At 67.4% G+C, this 16,038-nt stretch carries 11 protein-coding genes, 1 tRNA gene and 1 pseudogene; 6 read left to right on the top strand and 7 right to left on the bottom strand.

Annotation, left to right across the window (positions count from 1 at the left end; translation table 11 throughout):
• The first annotated feature begins 85 nt into the window (after positions 1-85).
• Positions 86-1,420 carry a 4-aminobutyrate--2-oxoglutarate transaminase gene (gabT, locus tag AAG742_RS05410; RefSeq protein WP_298710409.1) on the top strand — a complete coding sequence of 445 codons (1,335 nt, stop codon included), beginning with the start codon at positions 86-88 and terminating at the stop codon, positions 1,418-1,420.
• 80 nt (positions 1,421-1,500) lie between these two features.
• On the opposite strand, the gene AAG742_RS05405 is transcribed toward gabT, so the two are convergent.
• The gene (locus AAG742_RS05405) at positions 1,501-1,812 is read right to left on the bottom strand and encodes a hypothetical protein (protein WP_298710411.1); all 312 of its coding nucleotides are present in this window, start codon (positions 1,810-1,812) and stop codon (positions 1,501-1,503) included.
• Positions 1,813-2,004: 192 nt separating this feature from the next.
• Between AAG742_RS05405 and AAG742_RS05400 the strand changes: the two genes are divergently transcribed.
• Positions 2,005-3,438: an APC family permease gene (locus AAG742_RS05400; protein ID WP_298710413.1), complete on the top strand. Its 1,434-nt coding sequence runs from the start codon at positions 2,005-2,007 to the stop codon at positions 3,436-3,438.
• A gap of 82 nt (positions 3,439-3,520) precedes the next feature.
• Here AAG742_RS05400 and AAG742_RS05395 read toward each other — a convergent pair whose 3' ends face one another.
• From AAG742_RS05395 to AAG742_RS05385, 3 genes and pseudogenes are all read right to left on the bottom strand, one after another.
• A complete protein-coding gene (locus AAG742_RS05395; protein WP_298710415.1) occupies positions 3,521-4,906 on the bottom strand; it encodes an NAD-dependent succinate-semialdehyde dehydrogenase in 1,386 nt (461 codons plus the stop codon).
• Positions 4,903-5,205: pseudogene (locus AAG742_RS05390) on the bottom strand (amino acid transporter); the annotation flags it as partial. The pseudogene AAG742_RS05390 and the gene AAG742_RS05395, both read right to left, overlap by 4 nt.
• 148 nt (positions 5,206-5,353) lie before the next feature.
• The gene (locus tag AAG742_RS05385) at positions 5,354-6,400 is read right to left on the bottom strand and encodes a hypothetical protein (RefSeq protein WP_298710420.1); all 1,047 of its coding nucleotides are present in this window, start codon (positions 6,398-6,400) and stop codon (positions 5,354-5,356) included.
• A gap of 1,269 nt (positions 6,401-7,669) precedes the next feature.
• Here AAG742_RS05385 and AAG742_RS05380 point away from each other — a divergent pair.
• Positions 7,670-8,344, top strand: a complete 675-nt coding sequence (locus tag AAG742_RS05380; protein WP_298986377.1) for a hypothetical protein — start codon at positions 7,670-7,672, stop codon at positions 8,342-8,344.
• Positions 8,341-10,362 (top strand): hypothetical protein, encoded by a 2,022-nt coding sequence (locus AAG742_RS05375; protein ID WP_343282406.1) that lies wholly within the window; start codon positions 8,341-8,343, stop codon positions 10,360-10,362. Before AAG742_RS05380 ends, AAG742_RS05375 begins: the two co-directional genes overlap by 4 nt.
• On the opposite strand, the gene AAG742_RS05370 is transcribed toward AAG742_RS05375, so the two are convergent.
• Both AAG742_RS05370 and AAG742_RS05365 read right to left on the bottom strand, forming a co-directional pair.
• Positions 10,307-11,551: an IS256 family transposase gene (locus AAG742_RS05370; RefSeq protein WP_031943898.1), complete on the bottom strand. Its 1,245-nt coding sequence runs from the start codon at positions 11,549-11,551 to the stop codon at positions 10,307-10,309. The genes AAG742_RS05375 and AAG742_RS05370 overlap by 56 nt on opposite strands.
• A 275-nt stretch (positions 11,552-11,826) precedes the next feature.
• Positions 11,827-13,170, bottom strand: a complete 1,344-nt coding sequence (locus AAG742_RS05365) for an IS256-like element ISMlu11 family transposase (protein ID WP_010078807.1) — start codon at positions 13,168-13,170, stop codon at positions 11,827-11,829.
• Positions 13,171-13,232: 62 nt separating this feature from the next.
• Here AAG742_RS05365 and AAG742_RS05360 point away from each other — a divergent pair, with 62 nt between their 5' ends.
• Together AAG742_RS05360 and AAG742_RS05355 are read left to right on the top strand one after the other, a co-directional pair.
• Complete coding sequence (locus AAG742_RS05360; protein WP_298713457.1) at positions 13,233-14,576, top strand: hypothetical protein; 1,344 nt, start codon at positions 13,233-13,235, stop codon at positions 14,574-14,576.
• Between the two features lie 992 nt (positions 14,577-15,568).
• The gene (locus tag AAG742_RS05355; protein ID WP_298713453.1) at positions 15,569-15,910 is read left to right on the top strand and encodes a hypothetical protein; all 342 of its coding nucleotides are present in this window, start codon (positions 15,569-15,571) and stop codon (positions 15,908-15,910) included.
• Here AAG742_RS05355 and AAG742_RS05350 read toward each other — a convergent pair.
• Positions 15,899-15,974: transfer RNA gene (locus AAG742_RS05350), tRNA-Ala, on the bottom strand. The two genes, AAG742_RS05355 and AAG742_RS05350, sit on opposite strands and share 12 nt — an antisense overlap.
• Between the last annotated feature and the right edge of the window lie 64 nt (positions 15,975-16,038).

Below are 16,038 nucleotides of genomic sequence, written 5' to 3'. Positions count from 1 at the left end.
GATCATGGAGCCACGCGCCCCCGCACGGGGCGCGCCCCCATCCCCAGCTCCCCTCGCGCGGAGCCTCACAGGCGAGGTGCCACCCATGACCCAGTCCCCCCTCTCAGCCGAGGGCGTCGAGCAGTCCCGTCTCCTGGCCACCCCCGTGCCCGGCCCCAGGTCCCAGGCGCTCGCGGAGCGCCAGGCGGCCTCCGTGCCCGCCGGCGTGGCGACCACCATGCCCGTGTACGCCGCCCGTGCCGCCGGCGGCATCGTCGAGGACGTGGACGGCAACCGCTTCATCGACCTCGCCTCGGGCATCGCCGTGACCTCCGTGGGCGCTGCCCACCCGCGCGTCGTGAAGGCCGTGCAGGAGCAGGTGGCTCAGTTCACGCACACCTCGTTCATGATCACGCCCTACGAGGGCTACATCGCCGTGGCAGAGGCCCTCGGGCGCATCGCGCCGATCTCCGGGGAGACCCGCACGGCCCTGTTCAACTCCGGCGCCGAGGCCGTGGAGAACGCCGTCAAGGTGGCCCGCTCCTTCACCGGCAAGCAGGCGGTGGCCGCGTTCGACCACGCCTACCACGGCCGCACCACCCTCACGATGGCGCTGACCGCCAAGAACATGCCGTACAAGCAGCACTTCGGCCCGTTCGCCCCCGAGGTCTACCGCGTGCCGGGGTCGTACCCGTTCCGGGACGGGCTGGACGGCGCCACGGCGGCGAAGCATGCCATCAGCGCCCTCGAGAAGCAGATCGGCGCGGACAACCTGGCCGCCGTCATCATGGAGCCCATCCAGGGCGAGGGCGGCTTCATCGTCCCGGCCGAGGGCTTCCTGAAGGCCGTGGTGCAGTGGTGCAAGGACAACGGCGTGCTGTTCATCGCCGATGAGGTGCAGTCCGGCTACGCGCGCACCGGCCAGTGGTTCGCCTCCGAGTTCGAGGGCATCGAGCCGGACCTGATGACCACCGCCAAGGGCATCGCCGGCGGCATGCCGCTCTCCGCCGTGACCGGGCGCGCCGAGATCATGGACACCGTGCACCCGGGCGGCCTGGGCGGCACCTACGGCGGCAACCCGGTGGCCACGGCCGCCGCACTCGCCGTCATCGAGGCCATCGAGGAGGACGGACTGCTCACGGAGGCGCAGAAGATCGAGACGATCATCCGCGAGCACTTCGAGCAGAACCCGGACCCCCGCATCGGGGAGATCCGCGGCCGCGGCGCCATGATGGCCGTCGAGTTCGTGGACCCCGCCACCGGCGAGCCCGACGCGAAGCTCACCAACGCCGTGGCGGCCGCCGTGCGCCAGGCCGGCGTCATCCTGCTCACGTGCGGCACCTACGGCAACGTGGTCCGCTTCCTGCCGCCGCTGACCATCGGTGAGGACCTCCTCAAGGAGGGCCTGAGCGAGGTCACGAAGGCGCTGCAGTCCGCCTGAGCCCCCGCCACCGGCGGACCGACGACGACGGCCCCGCATCCCGTCCGGGATGCGGGGCCGTCCGCCTATCGGCGGAGGACTCAGATGTCGTCCTCATACGCGGGGCCGCCTTCGTTCTCCATGGCCTCGATGCGCCGGGACTTCTCGGCGGTGAAGATCCGGCGGACCCCCGTGCCGCCGAACTCGTCCTCCGGGACCAGCCCGACGCCGTACTTCCGCAGGGCCTTCTCCAGACGCAGACGCTCGTCCACCCGCAGGTCGGCCAGCCCCTTCTCGAAGCGGCGCAGCTGCTCCTTCTCGAGGCCGGCCGCGGTGGCCAGGGTGCGGACACTGACCTGTGCGAGAGCGCGGCCGGCGCGCGCCACGTCGAAGGTCATCGGGGTGGGGTACATCAGACATCTCGATTCTGCTGGGATTCAGGGGGGGAACCGGTCCATGATGGCCACGCCCCGGTGGAAGGGACAAGGGCGCGCCAGCCTAGAACCCGCTGTGCGCCAGGCGCCCGGCCGGCGGAGACGACCCTGGCCGACGATCGGGGAGACTATGGCGGTCATCACCCCCCCGCTTCCGAAGAAAGGGGCTCCATGAGCCACGTGACCTCCTCCCCGCCCGAGACAGGGCCGGGTCTCAAGAAGACCCTCTCGTCGCTCGACGCCTACGCCATGGGCTTCGGCGCCATGATCGGCTTCGGCTGGGTCGTCCTCGTGGGCGGCTGGCTCAAGAACGCCGGCACCATGGGCTCGATCATCGCCATCGTCTCCGGCGGCCTGATCATGACCGTCGTCGCGCTGGTGTACGCCGAGCTCGTCGCAGCGATCCCGAAGGCTGGCGGCGAGCATCACTTCCTGCTGCGCGGCATGGGCGCGCGGTGGAGCTTCCTCGGCTCGTGGGGCATCACGGGCGGCTACATCTCGATCGTCGCGTTCGAGGCCGTCGCCCTCCCCCGCACCGCCGCGTACATCTGGCCCGAGATCGAGTCGATCCCACTGTGGAACGCCTTCGGCTCGGACGTCTACCTCGTCTGGGCGCTGGTCGGCGCCGGGGCCGCCGTGGTCATCACCTGGATCAACTACATCGGCGTCAAACTGGCCGGCGTCGTGCAGACGATCGTGGTCGCCACGCTGCTCGTCATCGGCGCCCTCCTGGTGTTCGGGGCCGGAACGGGTGGCTCCGTCGCGAACTTCGAGCCGCTCTTCACGGACGCCCGGGGCCTCTTCACGGTGATGATCGTCGTGCCGTTCCTCTTCGTGGGCTTCGACGTCATCCCTCAGTCGGCCGAGGAGCTCAACATGCCCCCTCGCCGCATGGGCGTGATGATCATCGTCTCGGTGGCCGCCGCGACCCTCTGGTACATCATGGTGATCCTGACGAACGCGTCCTCGATGCCCCGTGAGCAGCTCGTGAACGCCGACCTCGTGACGGCTGACGCCATGGCGGCCCTGTTCCACAGCCCGGCCATGGCCAACATGCTGCTCGTGGGCGGCATGGCCGGCATCCTCACCTCCTGGATCGCCCTGCTCATGGGCGCGGCTCGCCTGCTCTACGCGATGGGCGTCTCGGGCATGCTGCCCCGCTGGTTCGGACACATCCACCCGAAGTACCGGACGCCGTCGAACGCGGTGCTGTTCATCGGCGTGCTCTCCATCGCGGCGCCGTTCTTCGGCGCGGGCGCCCTGGGCTGGTTCGTGGACTCCGGATCCCCGTCCATCGTGTTCACCTACATGATGGTCTGCGTCGTGTTCCTGCTCCTGCGCCGCCGCGAGCCGGAGATGGACCGCCCCTTCCGCGCGGGCGGCGCGACCGCCGGGCGAGTGCTGGGGGTGACCGGTGTGATCCTCACAGCGGGGCTGCTCAGCCTCTACATCCCGGGGATGCCCGCCTCCATCGCCCCGATGGCCTATGCCTTCTTCGGCCTGTGGTGGCTGCTCGGCTTCGTCTTCCTCTTCCGCATCCCGCGCGGGATCACCCCGGGCGAGGACGCAGAGGAGCGTCTGCTGGAACGTCTGGCGCGTCGCTGACCCATCGCTCCCGCCACGCCGGCGGGACGCGGACGGGCCCGCCTCCGGTCACCGGAGGCGGGCCCGTCGTCGTCGTGGGGTGTCAGTCCTGGACGAAGTACATCTGCTTGTTGACGAACTCGTCCATGCCGAGCGGGCCGAGCTCGCGGCCGAAGCCGGAGCGCTTGACGCCGCCGAACGGGATCTCCGCCCCCTCGCCCGCCGGCGTGTTGACGTTGGCCATGCCGACCTCGAGCTGCCGGGCGATCCTCTCGGCCTGGGCCTCGTCCTGGGAGAACACGGCGCCGCCCAGGCCGTACTGGGAGTCGTTGGCGAGGGTGAGCGCCTCGTCCGCGGACTCCACCTTGTAGACGACGGCGACGGGGCCGAAGAGCTCCTCGCGGTAGGCGTCCATCTCGGAGGTGACGCCCGTGATCACGGCCGGGGCGAAGCGGGCGCCCGCCTCGTCCGTGACGGTCCCGCCGACGTGGACGGTCGCGCCCTGCTGACGGGCCCGCTCCACCTGCTCGGCCAGGCCCTCGGCGGCACCGCGCGAGGACAGCGGGGTGAAGACCGTCGGGTCCTCGTCGGCGGCCTCCCCGGGCTTCATGGCCTCGGCCAGGGACACCAGCTCGGCCACGAAGGCGTCATGGATGTCCGCCGAGACGATCATGCGCTTGTTGGAGTTGCAGGCCTGGCCCATGTTGTACATGCGGGTCGCCCACGCGGTGCGGGCGGCCTCGGCCGGGTCCTCGGCGTCGAGCACGATGTACGGGTCCGAACCGCCGAGCTCGAGGACAGCCTTCTTGAGGTGCTGGCCCGCGAGCGCGCCGATCACGGAGCCGGCCCGCTCGGAGCCGGTCAGGGAGACGCCGGCCACGCGCGGGTCGGCGATGAACTCGGCGATCTGGTCGTGCGTGGCGAACACGTTGGTGTACACGCCGGCCGGCACGCCGGCGTCGTCCATGATCTGCTGCACGGCCAGGGCCGAGCGCGGGCAGATCTCGGCGTGCTTGAGCACGATCGCGTTGCCGAGCATGAGGTTCGGCGCGGCGAAACGGGCGATCTGGTAGTACGGGAAGTTCCACGGCATGACGCCCAGCAGCACACCCAGGGGCAGGTGGCGGATCATGGCGCGGCCGCCCTCGAAGGTCTCGATGGGGCGGTCCGCGGCGAGGGTGGGGCCCTTGTCCGCGAAGTAGCCGAAGATGGCCGAGCTGAACTCGGCCTCCTCGACGCCCTCGGTCACGCGCTTGCCCATCTCGGTGGCGATGATCTGCGCGAGCTCGTCCTTGCGCTCCTCGAAGAGGTCCGCGACCTTCTGCACGATGGTGGCGCGCTCCTCGATGGGGCGGGCGGCCCACGCACGCTGGGCGGTCTCGGCGGCGGCCAGCAGCTGGTCGACCTCACCGTCGGCGAGGGCGGGGAAGGTCTCCACGACCTGGTCGGTGCTGGGGTCCTGCACGCGATAGCCGGCGGGGGTGGTCATGAGTGGGTCCTCTCGTTCGGGTCCCGGACCACGGCAGTGCCGTCGTCGTCCGGACGGATGATCGGGATGGGTCGGGTCGAGTCCGTCTGCGGCAGGGTCTCGCCGCGGAAGTACGCCGGGTGGCGCAGCCGTGTCCACATCATCAGTACCACGCCGATCGCCAGCACGCCCATGCCCAGGATGAACACGGTGCCGACGCCGAACACGGAGGAGCCGGAGCCGTAGTCGGGGTCTGTGGAGTCCAGCGCGGTCACGCAGAACATCACCAGCAGCACGAGGCCGGGGACCACCGCGAAGATCGACTCTTGGATGTCCGGGTTGCCCGCGCCCATGGCGTGCCTCGGCGACTGACGCCCGGGCTGCCGGCCGCGTGTCAGGCCGGCACGGACGCGCCGTTCCTCCGCGTGAGAGGGGCGGCGCGTCGAAGGAACTGTGCGCGGCAGGCTGTCAGTCGGTCAGGCCGAGACGACGGCGGGCCGCGACCAGCACCCCCGCGGCGGCGGCGCCGAGGCCGGCCAGCCACCAGCCGGTGGACTGCCCCGTCTCGACGGTGTCCGGGGTCGTGTGCTGCTCGTCGGCGTCGCCCTCGACCGGAGCGGTCTGCTCCTCCTCATCCCCCGGAGCCGGGGCGGCCGCGTCGCCCCGGAACGCGGCGAGCACCGCGGCGGTGTCCGGGTCGGTCAGGTCGAGCGGCTTCCCGTTGAGGACGCCGTCCTCGGCATCGAGGAAGCCGTCGTACGCGGCGGGGATCTCCTCGCCGACATGCACGGCGACGGTCTGGACGTGGGCGACGTGGTCGCTGTGGAAGTCGACGGTGAAGGTGTCCGTGCCGACGAAGCCCTCCTCGGGGATGTTCCAGGCACGGAGCTCGGAGTGCTCCGAGTCACGGAACGCGAAGACCTCACCGTGGGCCGGCTCGGCCACGACCTCCGCGTAGGTGTTCTCCATCGTCGGCGCGGCGACCAGGTGGACGATCTCGGCGCCCGCCACCCCGGGTGCCAGCTGCATGGCCGAGTCCCAGACCAGGGGCCGGTCCCCGAGGTGGCCCGTCTGCGGGCCGTCGACGGAGTGCACGGCCGCCCCCTGATCGTCGGCGAGGTCGGCGTCCGCCTGGAGCGTGATGCCCATGCGCAGCAGCTGACCGTCCACCTCCACGTCGTACCGCACGAGGCCTTCACCGGAAGCGCCGAGCGCGCGGCGGGTCTCGAGGACGTCCACGGCGCCGCCGTCGATGACGTCCAGGGCGGTGAACTCGACCTCTTGGCCGCCCTCCAGGCGGGTGCCGTCCTCGGCCACCGGGGTGAGCGTGAGCGTGAGGTCCTCCGGGTCGTAGCCGTCGTAGGTCTGGAAGAAGGCGGTGGTGACGTTCTCGTGGTCGACGGCCTGGAAGTATCCGGCCTGGGGGCCATGGGCGTCGTCCCAGGCGGCGGCGGTGATGAGGCCGGCGGCGGGCAGGTGACGGAGGGAGGGACGACGGGTACGGATCACGGACATGGCAGCTCCTCACTGAGTCGGCCGGACAGGGCAGGCGGCCCCCGCCTCCAAAGCAGCGGTGTTCCGGGCTCCACGGGTGGGGACGCCTCGAGTCTGTCCGCCGAGAGCCTGCCGTGAAAGGGCTGTGCGACGTCGACGCGTGATCGACGCTGGACCGCAACCCGGCCGTGACCGGCGGGGGTGCCATGCGGGGGCGGAGCGCAGAGTGGTCACGACACGCCGTCTGCTCACGCAGCACACGGCGTGTCGTGACCACTCGAGGGGGCAGGCGGGTCTCGACGGCGAGCCGGCCGCCACAACGACGAAGGCCCGGTCCAAATGAACCGGGCCTTCTGACTGGTGGACCAAGCGGGAGGCTTGTGGAAACTCGCCCCGCCGGTGATTCAGATGGTGCGAGTGCACCGGTCGATCCGCGCGAGAAGGCATAGGACGCACCGCCGGAGACACCAACCGCAGCAGGCGCCGCGAGCATCCGAGACGTCCTTCAAGGAGCGGAAGCCGCCTACGCTGCGGGCGGGTCTCGGAAAGTCGTGGCCCGACAGGTCGGTCTTGGGCATGAGCGACTCTCTCGTCTCCTTCGGGAACGCGGTGTCGTCCTCCGTAACCACTTACCATCGACCAGCAAGATTCGGCTGATGTGTGCCATGTATGAGGAAGGGGCTTCACTGGAGCGCGTGGGCGACAGGTTCGGTTACACGGCGGGGACAGTCCGCACGCACTTGATCGCCGCCGGTGTCATGATGCGCGACACGCACGGCCGCGGAACAGTCATGAAGGCGCAGCAAGCCCGTCACTGAAGAGCACCACCAGCCACCGAGTTCCAGTTCCCCTGACGTGAGGCCCGGTCGTGCTGATCGAGGATTACGAAGCCAGCAGCTCGACATGCGAGTTTGCCGATAGGTTCAACATGCGCCGAAATACGTTGCGCCTCGCCGGGTTCGACCTCACTGACCGCCCTCGTCGTCGTGGACGCGGAAAGTACTTGACAGGGCCCGCGATGCTGAAGGCGGCCGTCGGGGCGGTTGGGCTCGCGCGCCGAGGACGCCGATCTTTCGAGTGCCTACGGCAGGTGCCGGGCACAATGTCTCTATGGGGAATCGGCGGAACCAGCGAGGGAACAGCCGTGGCGCCGATCGTCGCAGCCAGAAGTCACGGTGGTCGGTCGCGCCAGCCGCACAGGCAGATGCCTCCGGGCCCGCATCTGCGTTATCGGGGATATCGCATCCTGGCACGGATCGAGAGAAGGCGATGCTCCAGAAGCGTCGCGAGATGAACTTCGACGACCTGTGGGCCGACCTCCGCCAAGGTGCGCGCAACATATCTGGCGTTAGCTGGCAAGTCGCTGTGTGCGGGTACTTGTTGGTCGCATCACGCGCCGGGCATCTGCCGTTCGTCGAGCTGATCCCCGAGGGTTATGAGGATGCGGACTGCGTTGCAGTCGACGGTACGCGCACCTTCGTTCAGATGAAGGAACTCGATGGTGGCCAGGGCGAGATGGGCCCCGCGGGGCTCGCCGAGGCCCTTGCCCACGCAGAGGTGAGCGCGAGGGGTGCGGAGATTGTTGTTCTCACCGATGGTTCGCTCGGGTCCGGTCTTTCCTTCACCGGATGGGACGCCGTGCTCAGCGATCAATCCAGCCGAGGCGTGGAAAGGGTTCTGGCCGGCCTGGTCACCCGCGGGTACGACGATGTTCACGCTTTGAGCGTCCTTGCCCGCGCCCGTGTTGTGCGCCTCCCCTACCGGATCGGCCAGGCTAGCGAAGCCCTGCTGGCCGAAGCGGTGAATGTCCATCCCACCGTCGCAGGCATTGCTGTCAGTCGCCTCAGGATGTGCTGGCACGAGCCTCGGGCGATCAGCGACGTGCGACCAGTCAGACTGCAGCTCGGGTACGGGTTAGCGACCTCGACGCCATCATTGTCGAGGTCCAAGATGCCGTTGACGTGACCGGTCTCGACGAGGCCGTTGCCTCTGGCGTCTGCGCGCCTGTCAGCTTCCTCGCAGCAGAAGAGGTTCCGGCTCGGATCTTCTACCTTGGCGTTGACGGACGCCCAGGACACGTGGCAGCAAACCTGGACGTGACCAGACCCAGTGAACTGCTCGCATGCGCTGAGGGACTCAGGGAAGAGGGAAGCACTCTGCTTGTCGGCCCCTCGGGCGCGGGCAAGTCAGTGCTTCTCTGGCGCGCTGCCCGTGACCTCATCCCTGCGGCAAGAGTTCTGCGAGTCAACCGGGTCGAGGACGAGGACGACGCACGAGCGCTTGCCCGGCACGTGCGGCTGCTGCGTCCGAGCGAAACGTCACCGGTGATGGTCGTCGCTGACGATCTCGGCCGACCGCAGACCACGGGATGGCCGCATGCTGCAGCCCTACTGCGTGAGATCCCCGCGGTGCTGCTCCTTGGTGCCGCGCGCGCTGAGGACTTCTCACCAGCGCTGCTCGTGGGCTCCACCCGTGTGGTGGAACCGCAACTCGAAGCCCTCCTGGCTGCGGCGTTGGGTAAACGGATGCGCGAGCAGGGCATCCCACTCCGCATGGACCCTGACGAAGCATTCCAGCGATCCGAAGGCCTGCTCATGGAGTACGTCGCTCTGCTGACCACAGGGCAACGGTTGCGGCAGGTGCTGGCCACCCAGGTCGCGGGCCTTCAGGCTCCCGACCGCCGAATCCAGCGTGAAGCAGCACGCCTGGTCACCGCAGCACACACACTCGGCCTCACAGTGAGCGCAGATCGCCTTGGCTCTGCGCTGGCTGCTGATCAGGTCGTCACGGAACTCGCAAGCGTGGGTGACGCGCTCGGCGTGTTGCGTGATGAGCACATCGCGGTCAGCGACGGCGACAACTGGCGTGGGATTCACGAGCTCCGCTCCACAACGATCAGCGACCTGCTTCACGACAACCCTCCCCCTCGGATTGGGAACACACTGGCGCGAGTCGCTGCCTTGATCCATCCTCAGCAGGCGGGATGGATGCTGCGCCGGGTCGCCGAACTTCATCCCAAGTGCGTGGACGAAGTCGTTGAAGCTCTCGGGCACTCTCTCAACATCTACAGCAAGAGCGCAGGTGACGTCGCTGCGTTCCTCGAAGGTGCCGAGCGCGCCGATAACGCACTCTACGTTCGGGCCACGCTGCCGATCCTCGAACGAGCACGGCCTTCAAGTGTGCCGCTTGAGATGCTCGCAACTCTCGTCTATTCGCAGCGTAACCAGAATCTACGCTTCGACGAGATCGGAGTGAAGCAGTTCGACAACATGGCCCGTCGCATCAAGAACATCGCGAATCAACTGCCGGCGCGATCTGATTACGACACGGCCCTGCAGGCGGCTTGCACTGGAATCGACAGTGAACGGCTCCACAGCATCCTCACAGATGCGGATTTGCTCGATGCTATCCGCGTCCTAGAAGCTGGCCATCCGCACCTCAGCGTTCCCATCGATCTCTTCCGCTCTCTCTTCAAACGAGTTCCAACACCGCACGATATCTGGACTGCGACCATCTGGTCCCGCCTAGCAGCTGTCTGCCACGCTCATCTCTCACAGGAGGAGACCATTGAGATTCTTGGGCCCCTGGACAACCGAGTCAGCCTCATTTGTGCAGCAGACCAGTCGATTCTCGACGCCGCCGTTGATGAAGACATGTCATCCGTGTGCGTCACGCGACTGCTGCCCCTAGACCTCGACGAAATCCCGCTACCACTCCTCCCGTGGGACATACCGAGAGCAGGCACAAAGGACGCCTTCAACGAGTCCACTGTCGCTTGCCTCACACGGCTCGCGGATGCCTGCCCCGAACTGCAGCGATTCACGATCACGACTGTCACTGCGGCGGGAGTCCCGTACCGGGTGCGGGACTTCGAGCCCGGCCGGTCAAGTCCCTGGAAGTGGTGTAACCGTCTTCGAGGCATGAGAATCAGGCCAGGGCCGGCATCACCTCCGTGCCCATCACGGTGCCCGGTTCTTGCGTGAGGGGCTCGCGGCAGCGGGCCAGCAGCTCGAGACCGAGGTACCGGCGGCCCTCGGCCCACTCATCCGTCTGCTCAGCCAACACGGCCCCCACGAGCCGCACCACGGCATCCCGGTTCGGGAAGATGCCCACCGCGTCCGTGCGGCGCCGGATCTCCCGATTCAGGCGCTCGGCAGGGTTGTTCGACCAGATCTGGGACCACACGTCCTTCGGGAACGAGATGAACGCGAGGATGTCCTCCCGAGCAGCATCGAGGTGCCCAGCCACGGCGGGCAACCGCTCGGCCACGTAGTCCAAGAGCCGGTCGAACTGGGCGTGCACCGCCGGCCCGTCAGGCTGGTCGTAGACGCTGTGGAGCATGGCCTTCACCGCCGGCCACATGGCCTTCGGGGTCACCGCCATCAGGTTCGCGGCATAGTGCGTGCGGCACCGCTGCCACACGGCCCCGGGCAGGTTCGCCGCGATGGCTTCGACCAGGCCACGGTGGGAGTCCGAAGTCACCAGTCTCACCCCGTGAAGGCCGCGGGCGACCAGATCAGCGAAGAACTCGTTCCACGCCGCGCCTGACTCCGTGGTGGCCACCCGCAGCCCGAGTACCTCACGTCGCCCGTCAGCGTTGACGCCGGTGGCGACCATGGCCACCGCGTTGATCACCCGACCACCCTCGCGAACCTTCATGGTCAGGGCGTCCGCGGCGAGGAACACGAACGGGCCGGCATCCCCCAGCGGGCGGTGCCGGAACGCGTCGATGTGCTCGTCCAGCTCGGCGGCCATCCGGCTGACCTGGGACTTCGAGAGCGAGTCGATGCCCAGCTGGCGCACGAGCTTGTCCATGCGTCGGGTGGAGACCCCAGCGAGGTAGCAGTCGGCGACGACCGTGATCAACGCGGACTCGGCCCGCTTGCGTCGCTCGAGCAGCCACTCTGGGAAGTACGTGCCGGCGCGCAGTTTCGGGATGGCCACGTCGATCGTGCCGGCGCGGGTGTCGAGGGGCCGGTGGCGGTACCCGTTGCGCTGTGCGGTGCGGGTATCAGAAGCGGTGCCGTACTCGGCGCCGCAGACCGCGTCTGCGTCAGCGCTGAGCAGGGCGTTGATCACGGTCTGCAGCAGGTGGCGCAACAAGTCCGGCGAGGCTTCGCCGATCGCTTCGCGTAGCAGGCGTTCAGGGTCGACAATGTGAGGAGCGGTCATCGTGGTGATGTCCCTTTCGAGAGTGCTGTGGAAGGTTCACTCGAAGGCTCCCACGGTGACCGCGTCCATGCTGGGGACGGTGTTGGCGGCCGGGGAGGGTTACACCACTATCAGGGACTCAACTGCCCGGCCATAAGGACATGCGGCGCGCGAGATTTCCTGAGCGTACTGCCGTACGCCAAGCTGTTGGCTATCAGGCGGCTCTTCGCCGCGCCACCTCGTCCCAGACGTGGACGGAGGTGGGGCGTGTCAACTTGTCTGTGTAAGCGGGGTGGTCACAGGTAGGGGTTGATCCGGTCGGGGTAGGCCGCGGCGAGCTGGGCGAGGGCCTGCTTCCAGTTCGTGACGGCCTGGCCTTCGACGAGCCGGCCCTGGGCTTTGCGCTGGCCGGCGGGTTTGCCCCGGTCCCGAGCGCGTTCGGCGGCGCGTTTGTCTTCGATGTTGCAGATCGCCAGCCAGAGCAGCTTCACCGCCGCCTCGGTCGAGGGGAAGTGGCCGCGGTTCTTGGTCACCTTCCGTAGCTGGAAGTTCAGCGACTCGATGCTGTTGGTCGTGTAGATGACCTTGCGGAGCATGGGTGGGAACTGCAGGAACGGGATGAACCGCTCCCAGGAGTTCGCCCAGGTCGCGGCTGCAGACGGGTACTTCGTGCCGAGCTCGGAGGCCTCGAACTCGGCCAGCGCCTTCCTCGCGGTCTCTTCGTTGGGGGCAGTGTAGATCGGCTTCAGCGCGGCGGCGACCTTCTTGCGGTCCTGGTAGGCCACGAACCGCATCGCGGCCCGGATCAGGTGAACCACGCAGGTCTGGACCATCGAGTCCGGCCACGTCGCCTCGATCGCCTCCGGCAGGCCCTTGAGCCCGTCGCAGCACACGATCAGCACGTCCTGCACGCCCCGGTTGGCGAGATCGGCGCAGACGTGGGCCCAGAACGCCGAGCCCTCGGTGTCCTGGACCCAGATCCCCAGCACGTGCTTGATGCCCTCGAGGTCCACGCCGACGGCGATGTAGGCGGCACGGTTGAGGACCTGGCTGTTCTCTCGGATCTTGATCCGGATTGCGTCGAGATAGATCACCGGATAGAACTCCTCCAGCGGCCGCGACTGCCACGCCAGGACCTCTTCGCTCACGGCGTCGGTGATGTTGGAGATCGTCTCGTGCGACAGGTCCGTGCCGATCGTGGAGGCCAGGTGGTGCTGGATGTCCCGGATCGTCATTCCGCCGGCATAGAGGCTGATGATCATGTCATCCAGGCCCCCGAGGCGCCGCTGGCCCTTGGGCACCAGGCGCGGGGTGAACGACCCGCCCCGGTCTCGCGGGACGTCCAGCTCGATCGGCCCGACCTCGGACTCCACGGTCTTCGGGGTGGTCCCGTTGCGGGAGTTGGCGTGCTTCGGCGCCTCGCTCGAGCCCTTCTCGTAGCCCAGATGGCTGGTCAGCTCGGCCTGCAGGCCCCGCTCGAGCGCGGCCTTGACCAGCGCGGGCACGAACCCGCCGTCACCGGTGAGCTCGACGCCGCCCGCGTCGATCTGCGCGAATAGGGAATCAAGCTGCCCTGAGGCTTTCAGCTGCTCGACCAGGTCCTGGCCCGAGGGCTCGCCTGGGTTCTTCTCGTCGGTCATGGTCATGATTCTTACCGTTCCTCTCGGTACGGCTTACACAGACCATCTGACACGCCCCGGAGGTGGTCACGGCCCAGATCAGTGCCGCAGCCGACCTGGCAACTGCAGCCAGAGAGCTACCGCTCCGGTTCAAGCCACATGACAACAAACGGCGCCGGGTTGCCTGGCGCGCCCAGCTCGCCGACCTCCGCAGGCGCCTCGGCGCCCTCCAGCCTCCCCCACTTCCCGCACGCTCCGGGCCCGCGTCCGCACACGCTCTCGACGACGACGCCGACCGCACCGAAGACCAGACAACACGCGTCCTACGCGCCGCCCTAGATGCGTTGGACAATGCTTGTTCGGACGACGAAACGAATACCCAAAGTCTCTTAGCCATTGCCATCGCTCTGCGGGAGGCCGCAGGGAAGATCGACCAAGCTCGTCGAAACACCCGCACTTTCCTACAGGGCCGCGGGTCAGTTCTGCCCAACGACCTCAGTGACGCGATGCGGCGCAGCGCAGACCTAGCTATCGCGCTTCACCGCCATCCGGAACGGGCACGACTCATTAGCGCCACAAGTCCTCTTCCCTCAGCCACCGAGATATGGAGGAAAGTCACAGACGCGGAGCAGAGCCGTTCCGAGGCGGTCTTGCAGAGTCTCCTCGAACCCGTGTCGGAAGTAACCTACGAACTCGTCGAAGATCCCAATCCTGCGTCGTGGGCGCTCGATTCGCGAAGTTGGGTTGTCATGGCGCCAACGCACGTCTTCGACGACACGCTTGCGTTGCTGGAGACTCTGGACGACGCCGCACGCGAACAACTCGGGCCCCACCTCGTCGTTCTGTGCGTCTTCGACGCTGTCCGCCCAATCACAGCCGACACCCCAGCCGGCTCGGATCAGCGCGTTTCCCTTGGCTTCGGCTACCAGCTCAGTTCCAGCGCTGCACGCCCGGCTCTACTCATCTCACCCGACACAGCAATGGAGTGGGCTCAAGCAGCGGGCCTGCTTCTGCTAGACCACACCACGTCTCCAGCGACACTCGCTGAGCGACTCGTCCACCGATCTCACGAAGCAGCGCGGCGCAGGATGCGACGCCTGCCCGAACCTGTCACAGCACAAGGCGACCAGCAACCCCCCATCATCCGCGCGGATGCGCAGGGGCCCAACACAGGCCAGTCGCAGAGTCGTGAATTAGCCGACATCCAAGCCTCCCTGTCGCTCCTCCAGCAACACGTAGAGGCCGAGGAGGAAGGTACCGTCTCCATGTACTTGTCCGAAGTGATATTCAGGCCAGTCGCCGGTCTTTCCCTCGACAGCCAAGCTGAGGAACTCATGGGCGCAATGGCCGTCCTGCACCTTGACAGACTGCGTGACTTACCCACCGACGAAGCGGCTGCCCGACGCGCTGCAGAAGGCGGCGGCTGACAGCGCGGCTGAAGTTTACGAGCGCTGCATCAACGACGAGGCGGGTCCCCCCTGCACGATCACCGGACGTGCGCAAGCCGGGTACTACCCTAGATATCTCTATCTCCAGGACGTTCGCTCGCCCCACTGACGCTGAGACCTGCTCGCATCCACGAGATCAACTCCCCCGCGCGTCAGAACGCCAAATTGAGCACCGCCTCAGCGTGTAGTTGTCATCTTGCGAGTTCCGTCGCCCCACACGCCTACGAATGGGTTCATCCGTAACGGAGCTCCGAGCCGCTCTGGGCGGCAACTTTCGCCCAGCCACGTTAGGTTCATGTGCGCCCGGTGGTCATGCCGTTGATCGTGTTTGGCGCCACGGAGCCACGCAGCCGCGATCTGGGGTAGGGACTGTCGGTGGCGGCTGTAATACTTGCAGCATGGGCCGCTGTAACAGCTTCAGCGAACGACTCAAGAGGAGAGCCATGGAGTGCTACTTCAACACTCGCGGCGAGTTCATCGCCTTTCGCCAGTCGCCGGATGCGCGCTTCCTTTTCGACAAATCCGGTCAATGGATCGGTTGGTTCCCGTGGGGAGATGCAGACGCAGTTGACAAGCATGGCGAGTACCTCGGCACAGTCGTCAGGAACCGACTCGTGGCCCGGATTAGTCAGCCGTACCGGGGGTATCCCGGTTACCCGGGATATCCAGGCTATGCGGGCCACCCCGGGTATCCAGGCTATGCCGGGCACTCCGGGTACTTGGCTGGTTTCGAAGACGTCCCCGCAGAGCGGTTGAAGGGTTAGCGCCAGCCCGGTGCCGCGATGGCCTGGACTGGGGCTATGTTCGCCGCCGCGCGAACCAGCACCTATGCAGCCACGGCTGCTACTCCGGCCCCAGTCCGCTCGGCCCTCCTGAGCCCCAGTATTCGCGCAGCGCTGCCGTCCCCCTCGCTTCCCGATCCCAGGAACTGGCAGAGCTGACCGAGAACCGCCAGCGGCTCCAAAACGCGAGTGACAAACTCCTCGCCGCGCACTTTGCCGACGCCATCGACCTCGACACCCTTAAGCGCCACCCAGACCGGCCTCGCCGATATCGACCGCCGCCTCGCCGGCGAACACGACCACCACGCCGGAGCACGCAAACAACTCAGCACGGCCCTCGGCCTGCTGGCCGATTGCGCCATGCTTTACGCGCGCACGAACCACCAAGGCAAGCGCCTGGCGAATCAAGCGCTCACCAACGGCATCGAGATCAGCGAAGACGAAAGGGCGACGATCCGACTCGCTGAGCTCGCCACCACGACGACGAAGGCCCGGTCCATATGGACCGGGCCTTCTGACTGGTGGAGGTAAGGGGATTCGAACCCCTGACCTTCTGCATGCCATGCAGACGCGCTACCAACTGCGCCATACCCCCAGGTGGGTGATGCCCCCGTTTCCGGCGGACCGGCCGGAGCACCTGAACAGAATACCCGGCCTGC

The sequence above is a fragment of the Micrococcus sp. 2A genome, from assembly GCF_039519235.1.
GTDB lineage: Bacteria > Actinomycetota > Actinomycetes > Actinomycetales > Micrococcaceae > Micrococcus.
Note: the sequence above shows the minus strand (reverse complement) of the source record. Positions and strands in the feature narration are given on the sequence as shown.

Excerpts from the sequence above, each read along its gene's own strand:
- AAG742_RS05370 (WP_031943898.1), bottom strand. The coding sequence starts at position 11,551 with ATGACCGCTCCTCACATTGTCGACCCTGAACGCCTGCTACGCGAAGCG.
- AAG742_RS05395 (WP_298710415.1), bottom strand. The coding sequence starts at position 4,906 with ATGACCACCCCCGCCGGCTATCGCGTGCAGGACCCCAGCACCGACCAG.
- gabT (WP_298710409.1), top strand. The coding sequence starts at position 86 with ATGACCCAGTCCCCCCTCTCAGCCGAGGGCGTCGAGCAGTCCCGTCTC.
- AAG742_RS05385 (WP_298710420.1), bottom strand. The coding sequence starts at position 6,400 with ATGTCCGTGATCCGTACCCGTCGTCCCTCCCTCCGTCACCTGCCCGCC.
- AAG742_RS05400 (WP_298710413.1), top strand. The coding sequence starts at position 2,005 with ATGAGCCACGTGACCTCCTCCCCGCCCGAGACAGGGCCGGGTCTCAAG.
- AAG742_RS05380 (WP_298986377.1), top strand. The coding sequence starts at position 7,670 with ATGAACTTCGACGACCTGTGGGCCGACCTCCGCCAAGGTGCGCGCAAC.
- AAG742_RS05365 (WP_010078807.1), bottom strand. The coding sequence starts at position 13,170 with ATGACCGACGAGAAGAACCCAGGCGAGCCCTCGGGCCAGGACCTGGTC.
- AAG742_RS05405 (WP_298710411.1), bottom strand. The coding sequence starts at position 1,812 with ATGTACCCCACCCCGATGACCTTCGACGTGGCGCGCGCCGGCCGCGCT.